The organism is Parafannyhessea umbonata, from assembly GCF_900111255.1.
Lineage (GTDB): Bacteria > Actinomycetota > Coriobacteriia > Coriobacteriales > Atopobiaceae > Olsenella_J > Olsenella_J umbonata_A.
In genome coordinates this window covers 223,862-245,917 of the sequence record NZ_FOGP01000004.1, presented here as the reverse complement: position 1 = coordinate 245,917, position 22,056 = coordinate 223,862, and the positions used below count along the sequence as shown (strand labels likewise).

Here is a 22,056-nt window from a genome sequence, read left to right as displayed (position 1 = left end):
GTAGCGGGTCTGCGCCCCCTCACCAAAAGCTGCGCATTATCCGTAACGCGAACGGCCGGATGAGCGCGCTACCAGTCGAAGGCTCCAGCGATGTCACAGGCGCACAGCAGATCGGCCTGGGCGTCCTGCGGCGTGGGCTCGAGGTTGCAGATGACGAGCTTCTTGCCCTGGAAGTACTGGACGAGGCCCGCCGCGGGATAGACCACGAGCGAGGTCCCTCCTACGATCAGCACGTCACAGGAGCTAATCGCCCTGACGGCGCGGGTGATGTTCGACTCGTCGAGCGACTCGCCATACAGGACGACGTCGGGCTTGACGATAGATCCGCACTTCTCGCAGCGAGGGATGCCGTCGGTCTGGAGCATCCACTCCTCGTCGTAGCCAGCGCCGCAGGATACGCAGTAGTTGCGGTGGGTCGATCCATGGAGCTCGATGACGTTGCGCGAGCCGGCAATCTGATGGAGCCCATCGATGTTCTGGGTGATGACCGCCGACACCTTGCCCTGCTCCTCGAGCTCCGCGAGCTTCAGATGGGCCTGGTTGGGGCGCGCCTCAGGCGCGCACATCATCTTGCGGTAGAAGTCGTAGAACGCCTCGGGATCATCGCGCCAGATCTGGTGGCTCAGGAGCGCCTCCGGAGAGTACTTGCTGGAGAAGTGCTGGTTGTACAGTCCGTTCTCGCTTCGGAAGTCGGGGATTCCGCTTGCCGTCGACACGCCCGCACCACCAAAGAAGACGACGTCCCGTGCTTGCTCGACGATGCCCCTCAGCTCCTCGGCAGCCTGCGCGCAATCGCGAATGACCTGTGCCATGTGCCCCCCTCAATCGAGTGTCTTGGGCCAACGTTAACACTTCGGAAGGCGACGCGCCCGCTTGCTTAGCGAAGCGCCAAACGGGTACCTTCTAGGGAGGCAGAGGAAGGAAGGTCACACGCATGAGCGACGAAGCCAAAGGTCTCGTCAGCGAGCCTCGCGACGGCTCCGTATTCGACGTTTCCACAGAGGGCATGATTCACGACTGCGCCCTGGTGTTTGAGGGCGGCGGCTACCGCGGTGCCTACACGGCCGGCATTGCCAACGCTTTGCTGGAGAACCACATCTACTTCGACTTCGTGTGCGGCCTCTCCGCAGGCGCCAGTCACACCGTCAACTACGTGAGCCGCGACCGACGCCGCGTCGAGCAGGCCTTCCTCGCAACGCCCGGAAACGAGGGGGTCGGAGGCCTCGGCTTCTTCCTGCGCGGAAAGGGCTACTTCAACGCAGACTACCTCTACGAGGGCTGTATCGAAGACGGCTACCTACCGTTCAACTTCCGAGCGTTCTCGGACAACCCCGCAAAGATCGCCATCCAGGCGTTCGAGCGGGACACGGGCCGGACCGTGACCTTCACCAAAGACGACATGCCCGACGTGTGGTCGCTCATCCGCTGCGTTCGCGCGAGCTCGACGCTTCCCATCATGATGAAGCCCGAGCCCATCGATGGGCAAACCTTCCTCGACGGCGGCCTGGGCAAGGGCGCCGGCATCCCGCTTCACATGGCTGAGGAAGCCGACTACAAGAAGTTCTTCTTCGTCGCGACGAGGCCCGCGGGATACCGCAAGCAGCCTCCCACCGATCGCGAGCGCAAGGTCATCGCCCGTCTGGGCAAAAGCCATCCGTACCTTCGCAACGCACTTCTCACCCGTTGGGAGCGATACAACGCCGAGCTCGATCGCCTTGAGCGCATGGAGCGCGCCGGCGACCTCCTGTGGGTCCGCCCGGACTTCATGCCGGTCTCGAGCACCAACCTCGACACCGTGGAACTGCAGCAGGCATACAAGATGGGCCACGCCCAGGCCCTGCGCGAGCTCCCACGCTGGCGAGAGTTCCTGTACGGCAGCTCGACCGCAACAACCGGCAACGTCACCTAGGAGGAATCATGGCTGATGCCTTGGGCGCGCGCGAAGTGAAGCTCGTCTCGTGGAACGTCAACGGGCTGAGGGCGACCCTCCGGAAGGACCCCGACTTCAAGAGCATTTTTGCGACGCTCGACGCCGACGTGTTCGCGATTCAGGAAACCAAGCTCCAGGAAGGGCAGATCGACCTTGAGCTGCCCGGCTACCACCAAACCTGGAGCCACGCAGAGCGCAAGGGCTACTCGGGCACTGCCGTGTTCTCGCGAGAGAAGCCCACCCACGTCGTCCGCCAAATCGGCTGCGACGTGGCAGACGACGAGGGCCGCGTCTGCGCGCTGGAGTTTCCCGGCTACTGGCTCGTCAACGTCTATACGCCCAACTCGAAGCAGGGGCTGGCCCGCTTGGACGAGCGCCTGGTCTGGGACAGCCGCTTCCGAGAGTTCCTCTGCGAGCTGGACCAGAGCAAGCCGATCATCGCCTGTGGGGACTTCAACGTTGCCCACGAGGAGATCGACCTGAAGAACCCTGCCACGAATCACGAGAGCCCGGGCTTCTCGGACCAGGAGCGAGAGAGCTTCGGCAAGCTTCTGGGTGCGGGCCTGACCGACAGCTTCAGGACGCTCCACCCCACCCTTGAGGGCGCCTACAGCTGGTGGAGCTATCGCATGCGCGCTCGCGAGCGCAACGTGGGCTGGCGCATCGACTACTTTCTAACGAGCGACCGCATCGCGGGCTCCATCGTCGACGCATCCATCCACGACGAGATAATCGGATCTGACCACTGTCCCATCGAACTGCGCATTCGCATCTAAGCTCTAGGCGATGGCCCTTCTCATGGCCTTGAGGAAGGTCTCTGCGCTGGAGGTGGCGACAAGCTCCTGGGGGAAGTCGACCTCTTCCAGCAGGGCGCGCGTCCGCTCGAAGCGGCCGATGGTCGCGGAGATGTGAGAGTCGCTTCCCGTGGAGACCATGACGCCCTTCTGGGCGCAGCGCCGCGCGAGGTCCTTCACCGCGGGCACGAGCTCCGGGTAGTCAGCCAGCGTCGACTCGTTGATCTCGACCAGCTTGCCCGACTCGCGGACGGCGTCGAGAACGGGATCGAGCTCGAAGTTCACGCCCGAGCGAATGACATGCCCCAGGATGAGCACCTTGGGGTCCTTCAAGGCATTGAGGTACATCTGCGTCGCGTGCTCGACCGACGCGCCGTCGCAGATGCTCTCGTCGTGAACGCTCGCGATGACGTAGTCGCTCTCCCTGAACACGCGCTCCTTCAGGTTCTGGGGCTTGTCGTACACGTAGCCGTTGATGGCCTCGGGAACCGAGACGTCCCAGCCGAACAGGTGACCGTCAAGATCGACGATGTCGGCCTCGCAGCCGCGGACCAGGCTCACTTCACGCCACGTGCGCGGCCAGCAAAGGTAGTTGAGGAAGAACTGATAGTCGCGCACGTCGAACCGCTCGTCGCCCGCGATGCCTCGCGGGGCGTGCACCATGCGCGAGAAGTGATCGGTGGACCCCAAGAGCTCGAGAGAGGCCTCACGAGCCGCGCGAACGTTCTCCTCTATCGTGGAATAGGCATGGCGAGAGTACAGCGTGTGCGTATGCACGTCGCAGGCGATACGGAGCATCAACTTACCTTTCGTTGTAACGGCGCGCGCGGGCGCGGGCCTCGGCGAGGGCGGCCTTTGCCTCAAGTGCCTGCGCGCGGGCCTCAGCCGCAGCGGCACGCGCCTCGAGTGCCGCAAGGTCGAGGTCGGTGGCATCAACCTGCTGTCCGCCGTCGACCTTCGGGGCCTCGACCTCCCCTGCCTGAGAAGACAGGACGTCATATGAGTGGCGCACGCCCTTCTCGAGCGTTCGAACTAAGCTGAGGCCTGGCTTCACCATTTGGGGCTTGAAGTGCCCGCAGGCGCGATTGTCCTCGCTCACGCGCTGGCGTCCGCGGCGAGAGCCCTGGATGCAGACGGCGTGGGAGCGCAAGAGGCCGGTCTTCTCGCTCAGGAAAATGCAGTCCCTGCACCTAAGGTCACCAGTCATGTCTCTCCCCCGAAAACGCAGCGGCGCCCAGGCGACGCTACCGGTACTGCTCCATCAGCTTCTTCCATGCGGGCATGGAGTTAACGATTGTATCGTAGCTGACGCAGTAGCCAAGGCGCACCCAACCGCCACAGCCGAAGCTGTCGGAGGGAACGGGAAGAATCTCGAAGGCCTTCGCCTTCCGGAAGAAGGCCTCGGCATCGGGTTCGAGCGCCTTGACCCACAGGTAGAAGGCGCCCTGCGGCTCGATGTACTCATAGCCGAGCTCGGAGAGGCCACGCGTGAGGGCCTCGCGATTGCGGGCATAGGCATCGATATCCGTGGGCTCGTCGACGCACTCTGCCAGGACGCGCTGGAACAGCGCAGGGGCGCAGACGAATCCCAGCTTGCGGCCCGCACCCGCAACGGCAAACATGAGCTCATCGTGATCAGGGTTGGTGTTGGGGACCAGGACCCAACCAATGCGCTCGCCAGGGAGCGAAAGCGACTTCGAGTAGGAGTAGCAGACGATAGTCCGCTCGTACGCAGCAGGCACCCAGGGAACCTCGACGCCATAGGTTATCTCGCGATACGGTTCGTCGGACACGAGGTAGATGGGGTGGCCGATCTCCTCGCCGCGCGTGGTGAGGACCTGCGCCAAGTCGGCGAGGTTCTGCGCAGAGTAGACGGAGCCAACAGGATTGTTGGGCGAGTCGACGATGATGGCCTTGGTAGCCGGCGTGATTGCCGCGGCGACGGCCGCGGTGTCGATCTGGAAGGTCTCGGGGTCCGCCATGACCTCGACGCAGGTGGCGCCAGCAGTCTCGATCCAGACGCGGTACTCCGGGAAGTAGGGAGCGATGACGATGACCTCGTCACCCGGGTTGACCAGCGCATGGAGGGTAATCGAGATGGAGGCAGCTGCACCGCAGGTCAGGTAGAGGTCCTCGAGGCCATAGCTAGTGGAGAACCTACGGTTGAGCGAGTCGGCGACCGCCTTGCGCGCCTGGGGAAGGCCCGCCGCGGGAGTATAGCCGTGAAGCTCCGTCGGCGGCAGCTGTGCGCAGCGTTCGATAGCGGCGCGCACCGACTCGGGCGCGGGCACCGAGGGGTTGCCAATCGAGAAGTCGAAGACATTCTCCGCGCCAATCTCGGCCTTGCGCGCCGCGCCATAGGCGGCGATCTCGCGGATCGAGGACTTTGCGGCGCCGAATGCGTAGCTCTTCTCGTTAATTGACATGCGCTCTTCCCCTCTTGCTCGTCGAAAAAAGAAGACGACGCGCGACAAGCCGCACGCCGTCGGTTGGCTTCATTGTAAGCGCATGGCAATCAGATGCCCGTGCTGTTACTCATTTGGCAATGTTGGCGCGTCCTCGGGATGGGCGGCAACCCACTCGTCCCATTTGTCGTCGAGAAGCGCGTCGACGAGCTTACCCTCGACGGTCTCGCACGCAAGCAGAACATCGACCATGGTCTTCATCTGCGTGCGACGCTCGTCGAGAACCCTGCGGGCGCGGTCGTGGGCCTCGCGCATGATGCGCTCGACCTCGTCATCGATGCGTTTGGAAGTCTCCGCCGAGAGGTCGGAGTGGCTGGCGTAGTCGCGGCCGAGGAAGACCTCGTGGCTCGCCTCGCCAAAGACCTGAGCGCCCAGCTCCTCGCTCATGCCGTAGCGCGTGACCATTTCGCGGGCGATCTTGGTCGCACGGTCGAGGTCGTTCGAGGCGCCGGTCGTGATGTCTTCGCAGAAGAGCTCCTCTGCGGTGCGGCCGCCCAGCAGCGTGGCGATCTGGTCGAGCATGCCATCACGCGTCTCGAGGAAGCGATCCTCCTCAGGAAGCTGGAGCGTGTAGCCAAGCGCGCGTCCGCGGCTGATGATCGAAATCTTGTGCACCGGGTCGGAGTTCTCGAGAACGTGCCCCACGAGCGCGTGGCCGCTCTCGTGGTAGGCAATGGTGGTGCGCTCGCTCTCGGTCATCACGCGGCCCTTCTTCTCGGGTCCGGCGATGACGCGCTCCATTGCCTCCTCCACGTCGGCCATCGAGATCGTGTCCTCGCGCCTGCGCGCGGCGAGCAGCGCGGACTCGTTCATGAGGTTGGCCAGGTCCGCACCGGTGAAGCCCGGAGTCAGCTTTGCGATCTTGTCGAGCTTGACCTCGTCTTCCAGCGGCTTGTTCTTCGAGTGGACTGCGAGAATCTTCTCGCGCCCCTTGACGTCAGGCCTGTCGACCGTAACCTGGCGGTCGAAGCGCCCCGGCCTCAGCAGCGCGGGGTCGAGGATGTCCGGGCGATTGGTCGCCGCGATGAGGATGACGGCGGAAGTGTCTTCGAAGCCGTCCATCTCGACCAGCAGCTGGTTGAGCGTCTGCTCGCGCTCGTCGTGACCGCCGCCCAGGCCGGCGCCGCGCTGACGACCGACCGCGTCGATCTCGTCGATGAAAATGATCGAGGGCGAGGACTCCTTTGCCTGCTTGAAGAGGTCACGCACGCGACTGGCGCCGACGCCTACGAACATCTCGACGAAGTCAGAGCCCGAGATCGAGAAGAACGGGACCCCCGCCTCACCGGCAACGGCCTTGGCGATCAGGGTCTTGCCGGTTCCCGGAGGGCCGACCAGCAGCACGCCATGGGGTATCTTGGCACCCATCTTGCTGTAGCGCTCGGGCTCCTTCAGGAAGTCACGAACCTCCTTGAGCTCCTCGACCACCTCGTCGATGCCCGCCACGTCCGAGAACTTGACCTTGGGCCTCGTCTCCTCCGAGGTTCGCGCGTGGCTTGCGCGGCCAAAGCTCATCTGCTTGCCGTTGGCGCCGTTCATCTGGTTCATGAAGTAGACGAGGGCGGCCACGATGATGATCGTCGGCACGAAGGACACGGCCAGGGTGGTCCACAGCTCGTCGGACGACGTGTCAATGGAGAACTTGGTGTCGCTGTGCTTCGCCATCAGCTCCTGCAGGCTGTCCGAGCCTACGTAGGAACTCGTGAACGCAACGGCCTTGTCCTCGTCGCCCTTGGACTCGGTGTCCTTCCAGTAGCTACCCTTGAGCGATCCGTCAGAGGTCTTGTAGGTGACCTCGTCCACACGGCCCTCCTTCACGGCGGTCACGTACTCGCTCGTGCTGAGCGCGTCGACCTCGGGAGCCGACATGAAGGACTTGGCAAAGTTGTAGGCGACAAAGGCTATGGCCGCGAGCACGATGAGCGTCGCGATGACGGCTTGCCTGTTCTTGTTGGGGCCGGAGCCCAGAATGTCGTTGGGATCGAAATCCTCGTTGTTGTTTTGGTCTGCCACGAAGGTGCTCCTTGCTGCGTTTGGTGCGCGGGACTCTCATCGCCCAGTATGAGCGTGCCCCCGACCTAATCGGGGGCACGCGTCGGCCATTAGCTGTAAACCTCGGACTTAAGCACGCCGACGTAGGGCAGGTTGCGATAGCGCTCAGCGTAGTCGAGACCGTAGCCGACGATGAACTCGTCGGGAACGTGGGTGCCCACGTAGTCGGGCACGACCGCCGCGGTGTGGTTGGGAATGTCCTTCACAGCGAAGGCGCAGATCCTGATGGAGCGCGGCCTACGGCCCTTGAAGAGGTCGACCAGGTAGCTCAGGGTCAGACCGGAATCCAGAATGTCCTCGGCGATCAGGACGTCGCGGCCTTCGATCTTGGTGTCGAGGTCCTTCACGATGCGGACCACGCCAGAGCTCTTGACGCCGTCGCCGTAGCTCGAGACGGCCATGAAGTCCACGGCGCAGGGAACCTTGATGGCACGCATGAGGTCCGCGGTGAACACGAAGGCGCCGCGGAGAACCGCGACGATCAGGGGGTTCTTGTCCGCGTAGTCGTGGTTGATCTGGTCTCCCAGGCGGGCGATGATCTCCTTAATCTCGTCCTCGGTGAGAACGACCCTCTCTATATCCTTGTGCAGCTCAGCCATTCTGGTTGCTCTCCTTTTGAGACGTACTGTGTCAAGCGAACGGGGTTACCCGTCGATAATGCCCAATTCTAGCAGCAGCTTGGTATCTGACGCGCAGCGAACTCGCTCGTCGGGGCGAATTCCTGCCACCCACGCAACGGGGCCCGTCGCGTCCAGTCGGACAATGGGCACGCCGGGACGGTCAGCCGCAGGAACCTTAGCCTCATTGAGGACGTCCGAGAGCTTCTTCGACTGGCCATGCATGCCCAGGGGGCACATGACGTCGCCCGGGGCCGCAGCGTCCACCCAAAGCCTTCCGCCCTGGGAGCGCGACAGCCCGCAGGCCTCCGCGTCGAGCAGCACGGAGCTTCCTTTGAACTCCAACGCGTGGGCCCGTGCCACGTCGGGCGCGCTGGCGCCCGCAGGCAGGCTGACCAGGCGTGCGGAGAGGGCGCGGCCGTCGGGAAGGGCAACACGCCCCGGAACCTCAAGCCAGAGGGCAAGCTCGCGACGCGAGGACCCATGAGCGCGAATGAACAGCAGGCCATACTCGACACGCACGTCGGCCCCCAACGGAATGCTCGCGGAACCGTGATCCGCGGCAACGAGCTCGAGCGCCCTCGCAATGTGACGCGCCTCGAGGCGCGCGTCGGGGCAGATGTCAACGATCGCCTTGCGCACGACGCGACGGGCGATGGCTACCTCGCAGGCGGCAAGCCGGCGGGCGTCGAGGGCGACCATGCTGTCGGAGCTCCTGCGAATCAGCTCGCGATAGGTCTTCGAGGCGACCTGGTTCATGTAGGCGTCCTCATCAGAGAGAATGTCGCAGGTCGTGGCAATGCTGCCGGCCACGCGGGCATTTCGCTTGCGCACCACGGGCATGACCTCGTGGCGAACGTAGGCGCGCAGGTAGTGGGTGTCCTTGTTAGTCACGTCCTCGCGCCAGATGATGCCGCGCATGCGAAGCAGATCGCATAGCTCCTCGTGCGTGTAGTCGAGCAGAGGGCGGACGATGCGGTTGCGCCTGCGAGGGATGGACGAGAGGCCCGCAGGCCCCGTGCCTCGGATGGCGTTCATGAAGAACGTCTCCGCGCGGTCATCGGCCGTGTGGGCCGTGACGATACGCGCCGCGGAACGCGGGGCCCCCAGCTGGTCGCAAAGGTCGTTCGCCAGCTTTCGCGCGGCCTCGTAGCGAACCTCGCGACCCACGTTCTCCACGTTGGCGTCATCGCTTGAGCCCGTGCGACGGGCGGCCTCCTCCGCCAGGGCCCTGACGTCCGCTCTATGGACGGTGCAGGGCATGCCAAAGCGCGACGCGAGCTGACGAACGAACTCCTCGTCTTCCTCCGCGTCGATGCCCCTAAGCTGATGGTTCACGTGCAGGATGTGAAGGCGCTCGCGCATGATGCGCTGCGCCCCGCGACCGTCGTCGATGTCCAGGGGGCTCGTGGCCGCAAGCACGACCAGCGCCGTGGAGTCCGCGCCGCCCGAGACCATGAGCACGACCGGGGCGCGCGACTCGTCGCCCCGCGCCGCCGGCGGACGCTTGAAGCGCAGCTCCGTTGGCGCATACCTTCGATTGACGCTGGGCACGGTACCTCCCTTGCGGCCGCGGCCGCACCGATGTTTTTTCTCGACTAGAGTATGCCACGGCACGCGCCCCCGCACCCACGCGTTCCGCCGTGCGCTAGAGTTCTGCCATACCGGCAGACAACGACGACATTCGAGAGCGACGCCCATGACACCCCAACTGCACCTGCACATACTGGCCAGCGGCTCCAAAGGCAACGCCGCCGTCGTCGAGGGGCCCACGGGAAGTGTGCTCGTCGACTGCGGCATCTCTCGCCGCGAGCTGCTCAGGCGCGGCGGCGCGCTGGGGGTGGACGTGGAAGCCGTAGACGCCGTCATCGTGACGCACGAGCACTCGGACCACGTGAGCGGTCTGCCCGCCTTCTGCAACAACTACGGCGGCCCGGTCTTCTCGACCGCCGGAACCGCAAGCGCGCGAAAGAGCATTGCGGGCACCCCCTTCGAACTCGTCGGTCACGACGACGTCCTCGAGCTTGCCGGGATGACGCTGCGCCTGTTCCCCACCTCGCACGACGTCGCCGACCCCTTTGGCATTCGCTTCGAGGTTTCGGGCGCGGACGGTGAGCCGGCCGACGCCGTGGGCTGGTGCACTGATACGGGCGTCCTGACGGCGGAGGCCCTCGGCCTGCTGCGCGACGCCCGCATCCTGGGCATCGAGAGCAACCACGACAGCGACATGCTAAAAAACGGCCCCTACCCGTACTTCCTGCGACAGCGCGTGGGTGGCGAGCGCGGACACCTCTCGAACGACCAGTGCGCCGACGCGCTGCCGCTTCTTGTGGGGGAGGACACCGAAACCGTGGTCGCCTTGCACCTCTCACAAAAGAACAACCGCCCCAGCGTCTGCATGCGAACGCTGGCCGCGGCCATGGGCGCGACGGTAGACGCCGGGCGTCCAAACGAGGCACGGACTCCCGACGGGCTCCTGAGCCTCTGTTGTGCCTCCCAGACCGAGCCCCTGACGATCTGGTAGCCCCTGACCCGGCGGCCCCACACGCTCCCGATTGCCCGATTTCCCGACGCGCCCGTCGCACAAGCGCGCTATGTTGCCTGTAGCACAGAGCGAGGCCAAGGGAGAAGAGCATGTCCATCGTCGCAGCGTTTGCGGTACCGCACCCGCCCCTCATCATTCCGGCGGTCGGCCATGGGCGCGAGGAGGGTATTCGCGCGACCGTCGAGGCGTACCAGGAGGTCGCCCAGCGCATAGAGCGGCTCGCCCCGCAGACGATAGTCCTGTCGTCGCCCCACGCCACGTGCTACCGCGACTACGTCCACGTTTCGCCCGGAACCGGCGCGCGCGGCGACTTCTTGCAGTTCGGAGCTCCGGACGCGGCATACGAAGCGGACTACGACAGCGCCTTCGTAAGCGCCCTGGACGCGGCCGCCCAGGCCGACGCCCTGAGCGCCGGAAGCCAGGGCGAGCGCTCGCCCGAGCTCGACCATGGCACCCTCATCCCCCTCCACTTCGTCCGCGAGGCCTACACGCGGGCAGGCCACGCGGTCGACTTCAAGCTGGTGCGCATGGGGATATCCGGACTGTCTCCCGCAGACCACTATCGCATGGGAATGCTCGTGCAGCGCTGCGCCGACGTCCTGGGGCGCCGGGTGGTGTACGTCGCCTCGGGAGACCTGTCGCACAAGCTTTTGGAAGAAGGTCCCTACGGCTTCGCTCCCGAGGCACCGCGCTTCGACGACCACGTCTGCCAAGCCTTCAGGTCCGGATCGTTCCTCGACCTTCTTACCACCGACCATAGCCTGGCCAAGCGGGCCGCAGAGTGCGGGCTGCGCAGCTTCCAGATCATGGCCGGCGCACTGGACCAGACGGAGGTCAAGGCCGAGCTCCTCTCCTACGAGGGTCCCTTTGGAGTGGGATACGGCGTCGCCGCGTTCACGCCCTGCGGAGAAGAGCGCGCGTCCTTCTCCCGCGCGTTCCTGCCCCAGTACGAGGAGGCCCGGGACCGGAAGATGCGGGAGCTGCGCTCGCACGAGGACTCCCTGGTCAGGCTCGCGCGGCGTGCGGTGGAGACCTTCGTCCGCGAGGGAGTCCGCCCCGATGCCGAGGGGTTGCTGGACAACCCGCTGGCACCCGAGGTCGAAGAGCTCTCCTCCCCCTCCGGGTGCTTTGTCTCGCTCACGCTAAACGGCGAGCTGAGGGGCTGCATCGGCACCATCCTTCCCGTCCGGCGCAATCTGGCCGAGGAGATCGTCGCCAACGCCCTTTCGGCCGCCTGCCATGACCCGCGCTTCAGCCCCGTGCGCAAGGACGAGCTGTCGCAGCTGGTCTACGACGTGGACGTCATGGGCAAGCCCGAGTCCATCTCGGACGCCAGCCAACTCGACCCCCGTCGCTACGGCGTCATCGTCAGCACGTCCGACGGCAGGCACGGCCTGCTCCTTCCCGACCTCGACGGCGTCGACGGCACGCAGAGCCAGATCTCCATCGCCGCCCGCAAGGGAGGCATCAGCCTGACGGACGACGACTGGCGGCTGGAGCGCTTTGAGGTCGTGAGACACCGGTGAGCGCAGGCGAAGGCAAGAGCGCGTTCTGCGACGTCTGCCCCAGGCACTGTAGCCTGAAAGAAGGCGCCATGGGATTCTGCCGTGCGCGGCGGAACGTGGACGGGCACATCGTCGCCCAGAATTACGGACGCGCGACCTCGCTTGCGCTCGACCCAATCGAAAAGAAGCCCATCGCACGCTGGAGGTCCGGGGGCACCGTGCTCTCGGTCGGCAGCTATGGCTGCAACTTGCGCTGCCCCTTTTGCCAGAACTGGCAGATATCCCAGGCGGAATCAGGCGACGTCGCCTGGCGCTACGTCTCGCCCCATGAGCTCGTCGACCTGGCCGCGCGCGAACGCAGGCGAGACCCGCGCATGGTCGGCCTCGCCTTCACCTACAACGAGCCGCTTATTGGCTGGGAATACGTGCGGGACTGCGCCAAGCTCGCACGCGACTCCGACCTCGCCTGCGTGCTCGTCTCGAACGGATGCGCGAGCGAGTCGGTCGTCCGCGCGCTCGCGCCCCTGACGGACGCCGCAAACATCGACCTGAAGTCCTTCTCGCCCGCGTTCTACCAGAGCTGCGCCGGCGACCTCGACGCAACGCGAAGGACGATAGAGATCCTGGCCGCCGAGCCCTCGTGCCACCTGGAGATCACGACCCTCGTCGTGACGGGCATAAACGACTCCGCAGACGAGATGCGCCAGATCGCCCGGTGGCTCGCCTCCGTCGACCCCAACATCGTGCTGCACGTCACGAGGTTCTTCCCCCGCTGGCGGCTCCGCGACCGCCCGGCGACGCCCGTGGAAGACGTCTATCGCCTGGCAGACGTCGCGCGAGAAGAGCTTGCCAGCGTCGTGGTCGGCAACTGCTAGGCCCGTCCCCCGGCCGCCGTCACATGTCGATCGGAACTCGTCCCCTATGACCTCGCGCGTCTTGCCGCAAAGGAAGCCGTAGGGATCCTGGCTGTCGGCCAGGAGCTCGTTCGCTGTGGCCATGTCGCTCGTGTGGTCGCGCAACGGATAGACGCAGTCCACCATGCCGTCTTTGGTGGCCTGACGGTGCTCGACCAGGCATCAGCCGTCTCGAGGATGTTCTTGTTGGCCGGGTTGTCCCCCACCGCGCAGTCGCAATTCTTTCGACAGACGCGTTTGGGTTGCTCGACAGGTGACGAGCCACCCAAACGAAAAGCGTCCCGCTGCGCCTTTTCGCAGCGGGACGCTCAGCGACCACCAAACGCTCAAGGCGGGCGTCATACTAATCCTTCAAGAAGTCCAAGACCTCGCGCTCAATGCCAGTGGCGTCGAGACCATACTTTTTCAGCAGCTCAAGAGCGGGTCCAGACTCACCGAAGACGTCATTAATCCCGACCTTGCGCACGGGAACCGGGTCAGAGGCCAGAGCAGCCAAAACGGCATCCCCGAGGCCACCAATGATTGAGTGCTCCTCGCATGTCACAACTCGGCCCGTCTTCTTGGCCGAGGCGCGCACAAGCTCTTCGTCGAGAGGCTTCACGGTGTGGATATTGATTACCTCGGCGGCCACGCCCTTTGCAGAAAGCGCTTCGGCGGCCTGTATGGCTGCCGCGACCATGAGTCCCGTTGCGACGATGGTCACGTCGCCCCCCTCACGAAGAGTGACACCCCTTCCCATCTTGAAGTCGTATGCCACAGGGTCGTTGATGACAGGGGCCGCTAGACGGCCAAGGCGAATGTAGACGGGCCCAGCGCAGTCGAGAGCCGCGCGAACCGCCGCACGAGCCTCCGTGTCGTCAGAGGGAACGATAACGGTCATGCCGGGGATGGAGCGCATGAGGGCGATGTCCTCGCAGCACTGATGGGTAGCACCGTCCTCGCCAACCGAAATCCCCGCATGGGTCGCACAGATGTTAACGTTGAGATGGGGATAGCCGATGGAATTCCTGACCTGCTCGAACGCGCGCCCGGCGGCGAACATCGCAAAGGTCGAGCAGAATACTTTCTTACCCGCAGCCGCAATGCCTGCGGCGACGCCAACCATGTTGCCCTCGGCAATTCCGCAGTCGAAGAAGCGATCCGGATACGCAGCTTTGAACCTGCTCGTTTGGGTTGCTGCCGCGAGGTCGGCATCCAGGACCACAAAGTCGTCGCGCTCGGCGCCCAACGCCACAAGCTCCTCACCGTAGCTGACGCGAGTGGCGATTCTCTTCTCCTCAGCCATTAGAGCTCCTTCCCGGCGGCCACGAGCTCGGCCATCGCCCGCGCGAACTGTTCGTCGTTTGGCGCCTTGCCGTGCCATCCGACCTGGTTCTCCATGAAGGAGACGCCCTTGCCCTTGACCGTCTCGGCCACGATGCAGGTCGGCTCCCCCTTGTGTGTGCGAGCCTTCTGGAAGGCATCTCGGATCTTGGCCATGTCGTTGCCGTCCGTCAGCTCGATCACGTTGAACCTGAATGCGTGGAACTTGTCCGCAACGGGCATGGCCGAGTTGACCTCCTCGATGGTCCCGTCGATCTGAAGCCCGTTGTGGTCGACAACGATGCACAGGTTGTCCAGTTGCATGTTGCCGGCAAGCATTGCGGCCTCCCAGACCTGCCCTTCTTCAAGTTCACCGTCGCCCAAAATGGCATACGTGCGCCAGCTCTCATGCCAATGCTTGGCGGCAAGAGCCATGCCGACGGCTGCGCTGACACCCTGCCCGAGCGAGCCGGTCGACATGTCGACGCCCGGCGTATCGTTCATGTTCGGATGCCCCTGGAGACGGCTTCCGATGCGCCGGAGCGTCTCAAGCTCTTCCGCGTGGAAGAATCCCCGAGCCGCAAGGACCGAATAGAGCGCTGGAGCGGCGTGTCCCTTGGAGAGAACGAGACGGTCGCGGTTCGTGCAACCAGGGTCGGTCGGATCGACGCTCATGTCCTCAAAGTACAGATAGGTAAGAATGTCGGCTATCGACAGCGACCCGCCTGGGTGGCCGGATTTGGCGGCATGAACCGCGGTGACGATGCCGCGACGGACCTCATTGGCAATGCGCGCCAGCTCTTGGTCTGTCATAATGCCCCTTTCCTTATTGATGTTGATACGTCGCGCCGTTCAGTCGTGCGGCAGACGACTACTGGGCGGCGACGACCTTGGCCCAATCCGCATCAAAGGACGCCATGCCCTGGTCGGTCAGGGGATGCTTGAGGCACTTCTTGAGGGCGGAGAGCGGAACGGTGGCAATGTCGGCCCCCATGAGGGCGGCCTGGGTTACATGATTCGGAGTTCTGACGGAAGCGGTAATAATCTCGACCTGGTTGTCGACGTTCTTTCCGCCCCAGTCATAGTTGCCGATTGCCGAAACGACATTATTGAGCTCGGAGATGCCATCCTCTCCGATGTCATCGAAGCGGCCTACAAAGGGGCTTACGTAGCGCGCGCCGGCATTCGCGGCGAGAAGTGCCTGCGGAGCGCTGAAGATAAGCGTCATGTTGATGCGAACGCCCTCAGAGGCAAGTATGTGCGTGGCAGCAAGCGACTCAGCGCAGATGGGGAGCTTGACGACGATGTTTGGAGCAAGGGCAGAAAGGCGACGACCGTCCTCAATCATTCCCTCGACGGTTTTGGACTGGGACTCAGCGGAGACGGGCAGCCCCTTGCAGATCTCGGCAATCTTCACCATGTGACCCTCGAAATCGGCAAGCTTGCCGCCAGTTCACGCATACAGCGAGGGGTTTGTCGTCACTCCCGCCAGACACCCCCAGCTCATGGCCTCCTTGATCTCGTCAATGTCAGCAGTGTCGATAAAGAACTTCATGTTTTCCCTTTCTTTTGAAGGCATCGTCGCGGGACGAAAATGAATCGCCCGCACATAGGCGGTTGTGCAATGCGGCCGAGAAGCCCCTTCGAGAGCTTGGCCACAGCGAGCTACATGCTCGCGCGAGTCTCGTCGATGATCTTGCGAACCTGCGCTGCGTTGGACGCGATTTCGCCAGCAGTTCCCTTCGCGAGGAGGCTCCCCATGCCATAGCATTCGGCGCCCGACCTCACCCAGTCGGCAAGGTTATCCAGGTTGATACCGCCAGAAATCATGAGGGGCATCCAGGGAGTCGGCGTCTTAAAGAGCCCGACGAGCTGTGGGCCACAGGTATTCGAGATGGGGAAGCACTTGACGAAAGACGCCCCGATCGAGAGGGCATGGTTCGCCTCAGTCATCGTTGTGCAGCCCGGTGCATAGGGAATCTGATAGAGATTGCAGATTGTCGCGACCTCGTCGCTCATCATGTTCGCGACGACAAACTGTGCCCCAGACATGACCGCCATGCGCGCGGTAGCCGCCTCCATGACGGTACCGGCGCCGACAATCATGTCATCGCCGAACCTCTCCTTGATTCCAGAGATAACCTCGAGGCGCGCAGAGTGCTCACGCGAGAGTACGGAACCGCCAAGCTGCTGAACCCCATGGGAAGACCGTCTGGGTCGCGCCAAATCCGAGCGATAACGGCAATCTCACGCCTCGCCGCAGGCTACGTGGAGGACGGCGACCTGATTCTCATCAACACCAGCGCCACAGCCATTGGGGTCCTCGACCACATCGAAGCCGAAGACGTCACATGCATGACGAACATGGGAAAGGCAGTCCTGCTTGATGGAATCCGTCCCAATGTGTCACTGCTGCTTACCGGCGGAGAAGTCCACCCGCCGCGCAGCCCCCTTACCGGAGCCGCCGCTATCAACAGCATTGCCAAGGTTACGGCAGCGAAGTGCTTCCTTGGCTGCACCGGCATCTCGGCAGAATACGGCCTCACGTCAGCAACCGCTCCGGAGCCCGCGGTCAACGCCATGATGCTCGAGCGCTCTAAATACCACGTCGTCCTTGCCGACTCCTCAAAAATCGGGGTCACCTCAAGCTTTCAGCTCGGATTAGCTGACGAGGTCGACCTTTTGATTACCGACACGGGCATCACGGACGATCAGGTGACCCGCCTTTCGGAAGCGGGCGTCAAAAAAATCCTACGCGTCGACCCCTCAATGCCCTCGGCATCTCTCCTAAACAACTAGACGTCCACGCAACGCCCCACGCTCGACGCGCCATAGGTCGATGAAAAAGCCGCCTGCCCACCAGCATGGGGAACAGGCGGCTTTGCGCCACTCTATGGTCGCAACATGCGCTTCTGGCTACTTGCGGTGAGCGCGGTAGTACGCGATGAGCGCCTTAGTAGACTCGTCCTGCAAAGCAAGGGCCTCGTCATCGTGAAGGGCGGGAGTAATCTGCTTGGCAAGCTGCTTGCCGAGCTCGACACCCCACTGGTCGTAGGAGTCAAGGCCCCAGACCGTGCCCTCAACGAAGGTGATGTGCTCGTAGAGCGCGATGAGCTCGCCCAGGGCGTGCGGGGTCAGAGCCTCGCCGAAGACGGACGTGGTCGGACGGTTGCCCGTGAACACGCGGGCGGGAACCATCCACTCCGCCGTGCCCTCAGCACGAACCTCGTCTGCCGTCTTGCCGAAGGCAAGGGCCTTGGTCTGAGCCAGGAAGTTACCCAGGAAGAGCTCGTGAACGTCCTGCTCGCCGTCCTTGGTGGGGTTGGGGGTGTTGGCGAACGCGATAAAGTCAGCGGGAATCATGCGGGTGCCCTGGTGAATCAGCTGGTAGAACGCATGCTGGCCGTTAGTGCCCGCCTCACCCCAGAAGATCTCGCCGGTCTCGCAGGTCACAGGCGTGCCGTCCCAGCGCGTGGACTTGCCGTTGGACTCCATGGTGAGCTGCTGCAGGTACGCCGGGAAGCGGTGCAGGTACTGGTCATACGGAAGGACCGCATGGCTCTCGGCCTTGTAGAAGTTCACATACCAGACGTTGAGCAGGCCCATCAGGGCAACGACGTTCTGCTCGAGCGGAGTCTCGCAGAAGTAGGTGTCCAGGTCGTGGAAGCCAGCGAGGAAGTCCTTAAAGACCTCGGGGCCAAAGGCGATAATGAGGGACAGGCCGACCGCGGCATCGACGGAGTAGCGGCCGCCAACCCAGCTCCAGAAGCCGAAGGCGTTCTGGGGGTCGATGCCGAACTGCTCGACGAGCTCGAGGTTGGTGGAGACGGCCACGAAGTGGCTCTTTATGGCCCTCTCGACGGATGCGTCGCCGCCGTCGATGGCGCCCTGGGACTTGAGGCCCTCAAGCAGCCAGGCCTTCGCCTCGCGCGCGTTGGTCATGGTCTCGAGCGTGGTGAAGGTCTTGGAGACGATGATCACCAGCGTGGTCTCGGGGTCGAGTCCCTTGACCTTCTCGGCCATGTCGTTGGGGTCGATGTTAGAGACGTAGCGGACGTTGATTCCGGCGTCAGCGTAGGGCTTGAGCGCCTCGTACACCATGACCGGACCGAGGTCGGAGCCACCAATGCCGATGGAGACGACGTTCTCGATCTTCTTGCCCGTGACGCCCTTCCACTCGCCGGAGCGAACCTTGTTGGCGAAGGCGTACATGCGGTCGAGCACCTCGTGCACGTCAGCGACGGCGTCCTGCCCGTCGACAATCAGGCTGCCGGCCTCGCTCGCCGGACGGCGAAGGGCGGTGTGCAGAACGGCGCGGTCCTCGGTAGTGTTGATGTGGACGCCCGAGAACATCGCGTCACGACGGCCCTCAAGGTCGACGGCCTTGCCCAGGGCGACGAGAAGCTTGATCGTCTCGTCGCTCACGAGGTTCTTCGAGAGGTCGAAGTGAAGGTCGGAGAGATCGTAGGAGAGCTTCTTCACGCGCTGCGGGTCGTTGGCAAACCACGACTTGAGGTTGGCGCCCGAAGACTGAATCTTCTCGAAGTGCTGCTGGAGGGCATGCCACTCGGAAGTCTGGGTAACATCGATAGGTGCAGGAACGTCTGCCATGCTAGCTCCTCTGCTTAAGCCGCCGCACCATGCGGCGGGCTCGATGATGTCGCGCGCCACGTGGACGCATAGCCATGCGTGTTTATTTTAGCGGCGCAGGAGCGCGGATACCGAGAACATCAAGCCGTTTGCCATTTTTTCTTGCCATCGGAAGCCAGGTGGACGCTGATTCGAAGTCGTTTGTCCAGCAGAATCAACCGAGCTAGTAAGGCGCGCCCAGAGGGGGCAGCCTCTTGAGACGCGACCACATGAGCTGCTTCTGCTCCTTGTCGGCCAGGGCAGCGGCAAAACCGCCCAGGTTCATCATGCGCATTCCCATGATGGTCGCTAGCTCGCCCGGAAGCATCATGGCCTGCTCAAAGCTCTCGAGGTCACTGAGCTCGTCCGAGAAGGCCTCGCGCAGGTCTGCCGTCGCCGCGTCGTCGCAGGCGATGACCGTGGCGGGATCGAGGGTCATTATGGCCTTGCGGAGAAGTGCCGGGTCAATCGGCTCGCCGTCATTTCCCGCTGCGGCGACGCAGACCCAGTCCTCAGGCGCATAGCCCAGCGCCACAAGCGAGGCGCGCAAGGCTTTGCCGTCCTCGCCCGAGAGCAGGGGCTGGCCGCCCTTCTCGTCTTCCGACAGGTCGCCCTTCAGAAACAGCACCGACGAGAACGCATTGCCAGAGCTCCTGAGCCCCTCAGCGGCCAGAGTGGCAAGCTCCGCCCTGGCCTTCTCGACGTACTCCTGCTTTCGTGCGGCGCTTTCTTGCATGAATGCCCTCCTTGGAGGTGGGGCGCGACCCCGCCAGTTGTGTTTCTCGCCAATTCTAACGCTGCAATCCCACACGCGTGGGTATAAGGGCAACAGTAAAGAGCGCGGAATCAGACTTCCGCACAAACCGTTAGGAGTTTATTCATGGCAGAGGCTATTTCCGCAGCGTCGTTCGACTCCGTCATCGCGAACAGCGACAGGGCCGTCGTCGTTGACTTCTGGGCTTCCTGGTGCGGTCCCTGCCGCGCGCTGGGCCCCGTTATTGAGGCCGTCGTCGGCGGCATGTCCGACCAGGCAGTCCTCTACAAGTGCAACGTAGACGACGAAGCCGAGCTGGCGCAGCGCTTCCAGATCGTCTCCATCCCGACCATCATGGTCTTCAAGGGTGGAGAGTGCGTCCGCACGCTTGTGGGCAACATGCCCCGCGCCGACCTGGAAGCAGAGATCAGGGCATGCCTCTAGTGCACAACCTGACCGCGCGCATACGCCAGGCCACGCAGGGATTCGCAAATCTCGTAAGCAACAACCCGCGCGCCATCGTCTTTTCGGTGGCGCTCGTTCTGTTTGTCTGGCTGATGGGCGAGGTCAACCAGGTCGGCATGTTCAGCTTTGACGTCTCGGCCTACAAGTTCTTCGTCCTGTTCCTGCGCCGCCCCTGGCTCACGCCGATCATGCAGTCAATCTCTGAGCTCGCACTGCCGGTAGTCCTGCTGGTGATGCTTCTGGCCGTCGAGGTCTTCGCACCGGGGCGCAAGCCGGGCATGTGCGCGACGGTCAACCTGGTTGGCATCACCCTCCTGAACCTCATCCTGAAGGAGGTCGTGCAGCGCCCTCGCCCGGATGGCTTCCGTCTGATCGCCGAGACCGGCTACAGCTTCCCCTCGGGCCACTCGATGGTGTCAATGGGCTTCTACGGGCTGCTCGCCTGGATGGTCTGGCACTACGAGAAGGACCGCTTCGTCAAGTGGCTCGGCGTCGCGGGGTTCGGAACCGTCGTCCTGTTGGTCGGTCTGAGCCGCGTGTACTTAGGCGTTCACTACGCCTCCGACGTCATCGCAGGCTTCTGCGTGTCGCTGGCCTGGCTGTGCGTCTACACGAAGCTGGTGGCACCCCTCTTCCTAGGCGAGCACGGCGAGAGCGCGCAAACCTAGCTGGGGGCGTTGCTGTCTCGTCCGCCCGAACCATGCCTCCCAAAACGACAATCGGCCCCTCGCGTTCGAAGGCGCGAGGGGCCGACTTTCTTGCATGTCTTGACAGCTCCCTAAAGACGGATGATCTCGGCACTCAGAATGGTGCCTTTCTCCACGATGATTCTCCCCATCGAGGGATACCCCGCACGGGGATAGGTCGGGCTGCCAGGATTCATGACCAGCGCCCCGGTACGCGGGTCCTTCTCGACAAAGGGACGATGGGTGTGCCCGCAGACGGCAACCTCGCAAGTCTCGAGGTCAAGCCGCTCGCGATAGTGGCAAATCTCCCAGCGAAGCCCCTCCGAGAAGAAACGCGTGATGTTGTGCATCACGAACGGACCGTAGTCGTAGCCCCAGTCGTTGTTGCCGTAGCACGCATGGACAGGGGCGATGGTCTCGAGGTGCAGAAGGTCGATGTCCGAGCAGATGTCTCCCGCGTGAACGATGACGTCCGCACCCTGGAGCGCCGACTCAAGCTCCTCCGAGATGTGCCCGTGCGTGTCGGAAACGATGTCGTAGCGCATGACGCTCGCTAGAGGCCGAGAGCGCGTTTGAGGGCGACGACGCGACGACGCGACACGGGAATCTTCTTGTCCTCGATGCCCTTGAGGCCGAGCTGGAGGATTCCGCTGGAGATGACCTCAACGTCCTCGACGTGCTCGAGGTTGACGATGTAGCCACGATGCACGCGGAAGAAGCCGTGGGGAACCAGCTTCTGCTCGAGCTTGGCGAGTGAGATGGTCGAGAGGTAACGATCGGAGTCGGTGTAGATGCAGGAGTAGTCGTCCTTGGCCTCGATGTAGCGAATCTGGTCGATGGGGACGAGGACCTTGCGGCCGCCCTTTTCGACCGGGATGCGCTCGACCGCACCATGATTGCCACCGGAGGGCTTGACGCGCGTCTCGACCTTGTCGAGGGCGTGGTTCAGACGGTCGGTCTCAACGGGCTTCATGAGGTAGTCGACGGCGTCGACGCTGAAGGCCTCGACCGCATACTCGCTGTACGCGGTGACGAAGACGACCGCAGGCGGGTTCTTGAGCTTGTGGAGCGCCTCGGCAAGCTGCATGCCAGAGGTCTTGGGCATCGAGATGTCCAGGAACAGCACATCGGTGCGGGCGTCGGTTCCCTCACGACTCCTGACCAGAGCCTCGACGGCCTCGCGGGCGTTGGAAGCCTCTTCGATGTTGCCAATGCGCCCGGTTTCCTCCAGGAGGAACCTAAGCTCAGAGCGGGCGGGGGCTTCGTCGTCGACAATGAGAGCATTAAGCACGTGAATCACCCAACTTTCCTTGCCCGCGGGCGCGGGCACACAACAACAACATCCTCAATCTTACCTTTAGCTGACAACTGCGTCTATTTGACAATGCGTCAAGCAAT

The 22,056-nt window shown here is 63.5% G+C and carries 22 protein-coding genes and 1 pseudogene; 8 read left to right on the top strand and 15 right to left on the bottom strand.

What is annotated here, in order from left to right; all coding sequences use genetic code 11:
- Positions 1–68 precede the first annotated feature (68 nt).
- Positions 69–812: an NAD-dependent protein deacylase gene (locus BMY31_RS06745; RefSeq protein ID WP_078687203.1), complete on the bottom strand. Its 744-nt coding sequence runs from the start codon at positions 810–812 to the stop codon at positions 69–71.
- Positions 813–934: 122 nt separating this feature from the next.
- Here BMY31_RS06745 and BMY31_RS06740 point away from each other — a divergent pair, with 122 nt between their 5' ends.
- Positions 935–1,909 (top strand): patatin-like phospholipase family protein, encoded by a 975-nt coding sequence (locus BMY31_RS06740; RefSeq protein ID WP_257612387.1) that lies wholly within the window; start codon positions 935–937, stop codon positions 1,907–1,909.
- 8 nt (positions 1,910–1,917) lie between these two features.
- Entirely contained in the window at positions 1,918–2,706 is a 789-nt protein-coding gene (locus tag BMY31_RS06735; protein WP_091009280.1) for an exodeoxyribonuclease III, read from the top strand.
- 3 nt (positions 2,707–2,709) lie between these two features.
- On the opposite strand, the gene BMY31_RS06730 is transcribed toward BMY31_RS06735, so the two are convergent.
- The 6 genes from BMY31_RS06730 to tilS all read right to left on the bottom strand — a co-directional run bounded on the left by BMY31_RS06730 (position 2,710) and on the right by tilS (position 9,412).
- A complete protein-coding gene (locus BMY31_RS06730) occupies positions 2,710–3,522 on the bottom strand; it encodes a PHP domain-containing protein (RefSeq protein ID WP_091009313.1) in 813 nt (270 codons plus the stop codon).
- Positions 3,523–3,526: 4 nt separating this feature from the next.
- On the bottom strand, positions 3,527–3,931 hold the full coding sequence (locus BMY31_RS06725) for a hypothetical protein (RefSeq protein ID WP_091009278.1): 405 nt from the start codon (positions 3,929–3,931) through the stop codon (positions 3,527–3,529).
- Positions 3,932–3,968: 37 nt separating this feature from the next.
- The gene (locus BMY31_RS06720; protein ID WP_078687206.1) at positions 3,969–5,150 is read right to left on the bottom strand and encodes a pyridoxal phosphate-dependent aminotransferase; all 1,182 of its coding nucleotides are present in this window, start codon (positions 5,148–5,150) and stop codon (positions 3,969–3,971) included.
- Positions 5,151–5,255: 105 nt separating this feature from the next.
- A complete protein-coding gene (ftsH, locus tag BMY31_RS06715; RefSeq protein ID WP_304528586.1) occupies positions 5,256–7,202 on the bottom strand; it encodes an ATP-dependent zinc metalloprotease FtsH in 1,947 nt (648 codons plus the stop codon).
- A gap of 89 nt (positions 7,203–7,291) precedes the next feature.
- On the bottom strand, positions 7,292–7,840 hold the full coding sequence (gene hpt, locus BMY31_RS06710; RefSeq protein WP_078687207.1) for a hypoxanthine phosphoribosyltransferase: 549 nt from the start codon (positions 7,838–7,840) through the stop codon (positions 7,292–7,294).
- A gap of 45 nt (positions 7,841–7,885) precedes the next feature.
- Positions 7,886–9,412, bottom strand: a complete 1,527-nt coding sequence (gene tilS / locus BMY31_RS06705; protein ID WP_257612386.1) for a tRNA lysidine(34) synthetase TilS — start codon at positions 9,410–9,412, stop codon at positions 7,886–7,888.
- A gap of 145 nt (positions 9,413–9,557) precedes the next feature.
- Between tilS and BMY31_RS06700 the strand changes: the two genes are divergently transcribed.
- The 3 genes from BMY31_RS06700 (at position 9,558) to amrS (ending at position 12,783) form a co-directional block, all read left to right on the top strand.
- Complete coding sequence (locus BMY31_RS06700) at positions 9,558–10,382, top strand: MBL fold metallo-hydrolase (RefSeq protein ID WP_091009271.1); 825 nt, start codon at positions 9,558–9,560, stop codon at positions 10,380–10,382.
- A 110-nt stretch (positions 10,383–10,492) separates the two neighbouring features.
- The gene (gene amrA, locus BMY31_RS06695) at positions 10,493–11,929 is read left to right on the top strand and encodes an AmmeMemoRadiSam system protein A (protein WP_091009268.1); all 1,437 of its coding nucleotides are present in this window, start codon (positions 10,493–10,495) and stop codon (positions 11,927–11,929) included.
- Positions 11,926–12,783 carry an AmmeMemoRadiSam system radical SAM enzyme gene (gene amrS / locus BMY31_RS06690; RefSeq protein WP_078687211.1) on the top strand — a complete coding sequence of 286 codons (858 nt, stop codon included), beginning with the start codon at positions 11,926–11,928 and terminating at the stop codon, positions 12,781–12,783. The genes amrA and amrS overlap by 4 nt, the downstream gene beginning before the upstream one ends.
- Before the next feature lie 382 nt (positions 12,784–13,165).
- On the opposite strand, the gene BMY31_RS06685 is transcribed toward amrS, so the two are convergent.
- The 4 genes and pseudogenes from BMY31_RS06685 to BMY31_RS06670 all read right to left on the bottom strand — a co-directional run bounded on the left by BMY31_RS06685 (position 13,166) and on the right by BMY31_RS06670 (position 16,230).
- The gene (locus tag BMY31_RS06685; protein WP_091009264.1) at positions 13,166–14,107 is read right to left on the bottom strand and encodes a transketolase family protein; all 942 of its coding nucleotides are present in this window, start codon (positions 14,105–14,107) and stop codon (positions 13,166–13,168) included.
- Positions 14,107–14,937, bottom strand: a complete 831-nt coding sequence (locus BMY31_RS06680; RefSeq protein WP_078687213.1) for a transketolase — start codon at positions 14,935–14,937, stop codon at positions 14,107–14,109. Before BMY31_RS06680 ends, BMY31_RS06685 begins: the two co-directional genes overlap by 1 nt.
- 58 nt (positions 14,938–14,995) lie before the next feature.
- A pseudogene (locus BMY31_RS06675) lies at positions 14,996–15,679 on the bottom strand (transaldolase family protein).
- A gap of 110 nt (positions 15,680–15,789) precedes the next feature.
- Positions 15,790–16,230 (bottom strand): hypothetical protein, encoded by a 441-nt coding sequence (locus tag BMY31_RS06670; protein WP_091009262.1) that lies wholly within the window; start codon positions 16,228–16,230, stop codon positions 15,790–15,792.
- A gap of 51 nt (positions 16,231–16,281) precedes the next feature.
- Here BMY31_RS06670 and BMY31_RS06665 point away from each other — a divergent pair, with 51 nt between their 5' ends.
- The gene (locus tag BMY31_RS06665) at positions 16,282–16,923 is read left to right on the top strand and encodes a DeoR/GlpR family DNA-binding transcription regulator (RefSeq protein WP_257612385.1); all 642 of its coding nucleotides are present in this window, start codon (positions 16,282–16,284) and stop codon (positions 16,921–16,923) included.
- A gap of 117 nt (positions 16,924–17,040) precedes the next feature.
- Here BMY31_RS06665 and pgi read toward each other — a convergent pair whose 3' ends face one another.
- A complete protein-coding gene (pgi, locus tag BMY31_RS06660; RefSeq protein WP_091009259.1) occupies positions 17,041–18,735 on the bottom strand; it encodes a glucose-6-phosphate isomerase in 1,695 nt (564 codons plus the stop codon).
- A 202-nt stretch (positions 18,736–18,937) separates the two neighbouring features.
- On the bottom strand, positions 18,938–19,489 hold the full coding sequence (locus tag BMY31_RS06655; RefSeq protein ID WP_078687218.1) for a hypothetical protein: 552 nt from the start codon (positions 19,487–19,489) through the stop codon (positions 18,938–18,940).
- A 144-nt stretch (positions 19,490–19,633) separates the two neighbouring features.
- Between BMY31_RS06655 and trxA the strand changes: the two genes are divergently transcribed.
- Together trxA and BMY31_RS06645 are read left to right on the top strand one after the other, a co-directional pair.
- Positions 19,634–19,951, top strand: a complete 318-nt coding sequence (gene trxA, locus BMY31_RS06650; RefSeq protein ID WP_078687219.1) for a thioredoxin — start codon at positions 19,634–19,636, stop codon at positions 19,949–19,951.
- Complete coding sequence (locus BMY31_RS06645; protein ID WP_091009258.1) at positions 19,942–20,640, top strand: phosphatase PAP2 family protein; 699 nt, start codon at positions 19,942–19,944, stop codon at positions 20,638–20,640. Before trxA ends, BMY31_RS06645 begins: the two co-directional genes overlap by 10 nt.
- Positions 20,641–20,750: 110 nt before the next feature.
- On the opposite strand, the gene BMY31_RS06640 is transcribed toward BMY31_RS06645, so the two are convergent.
- Positions 20,751–21,203, bottom strand: a complete 453-nt coding sequence (locus BMY31_RS06640; protein WP_091009256.1) for a metallophosphoesterase family protein — start codon at positions 21,201–21,203, stop codon at positions 20,751–20,753.
- Positions 21,204–21,211: 8 nt separating this feature from the next.
- Complete coding sequence (locus BMY31_RS06635; protein WP_200802614.1) at positions 21,212–21,949, bottom strand: LytR/AlgR family response regulator transcription factor; 738 nt, start codon at positions 21,947–21,949, stop codon at positions 21,212–21,214.
- Positions 21,950–22,056 lie beyond the last annotated feature (107 nt).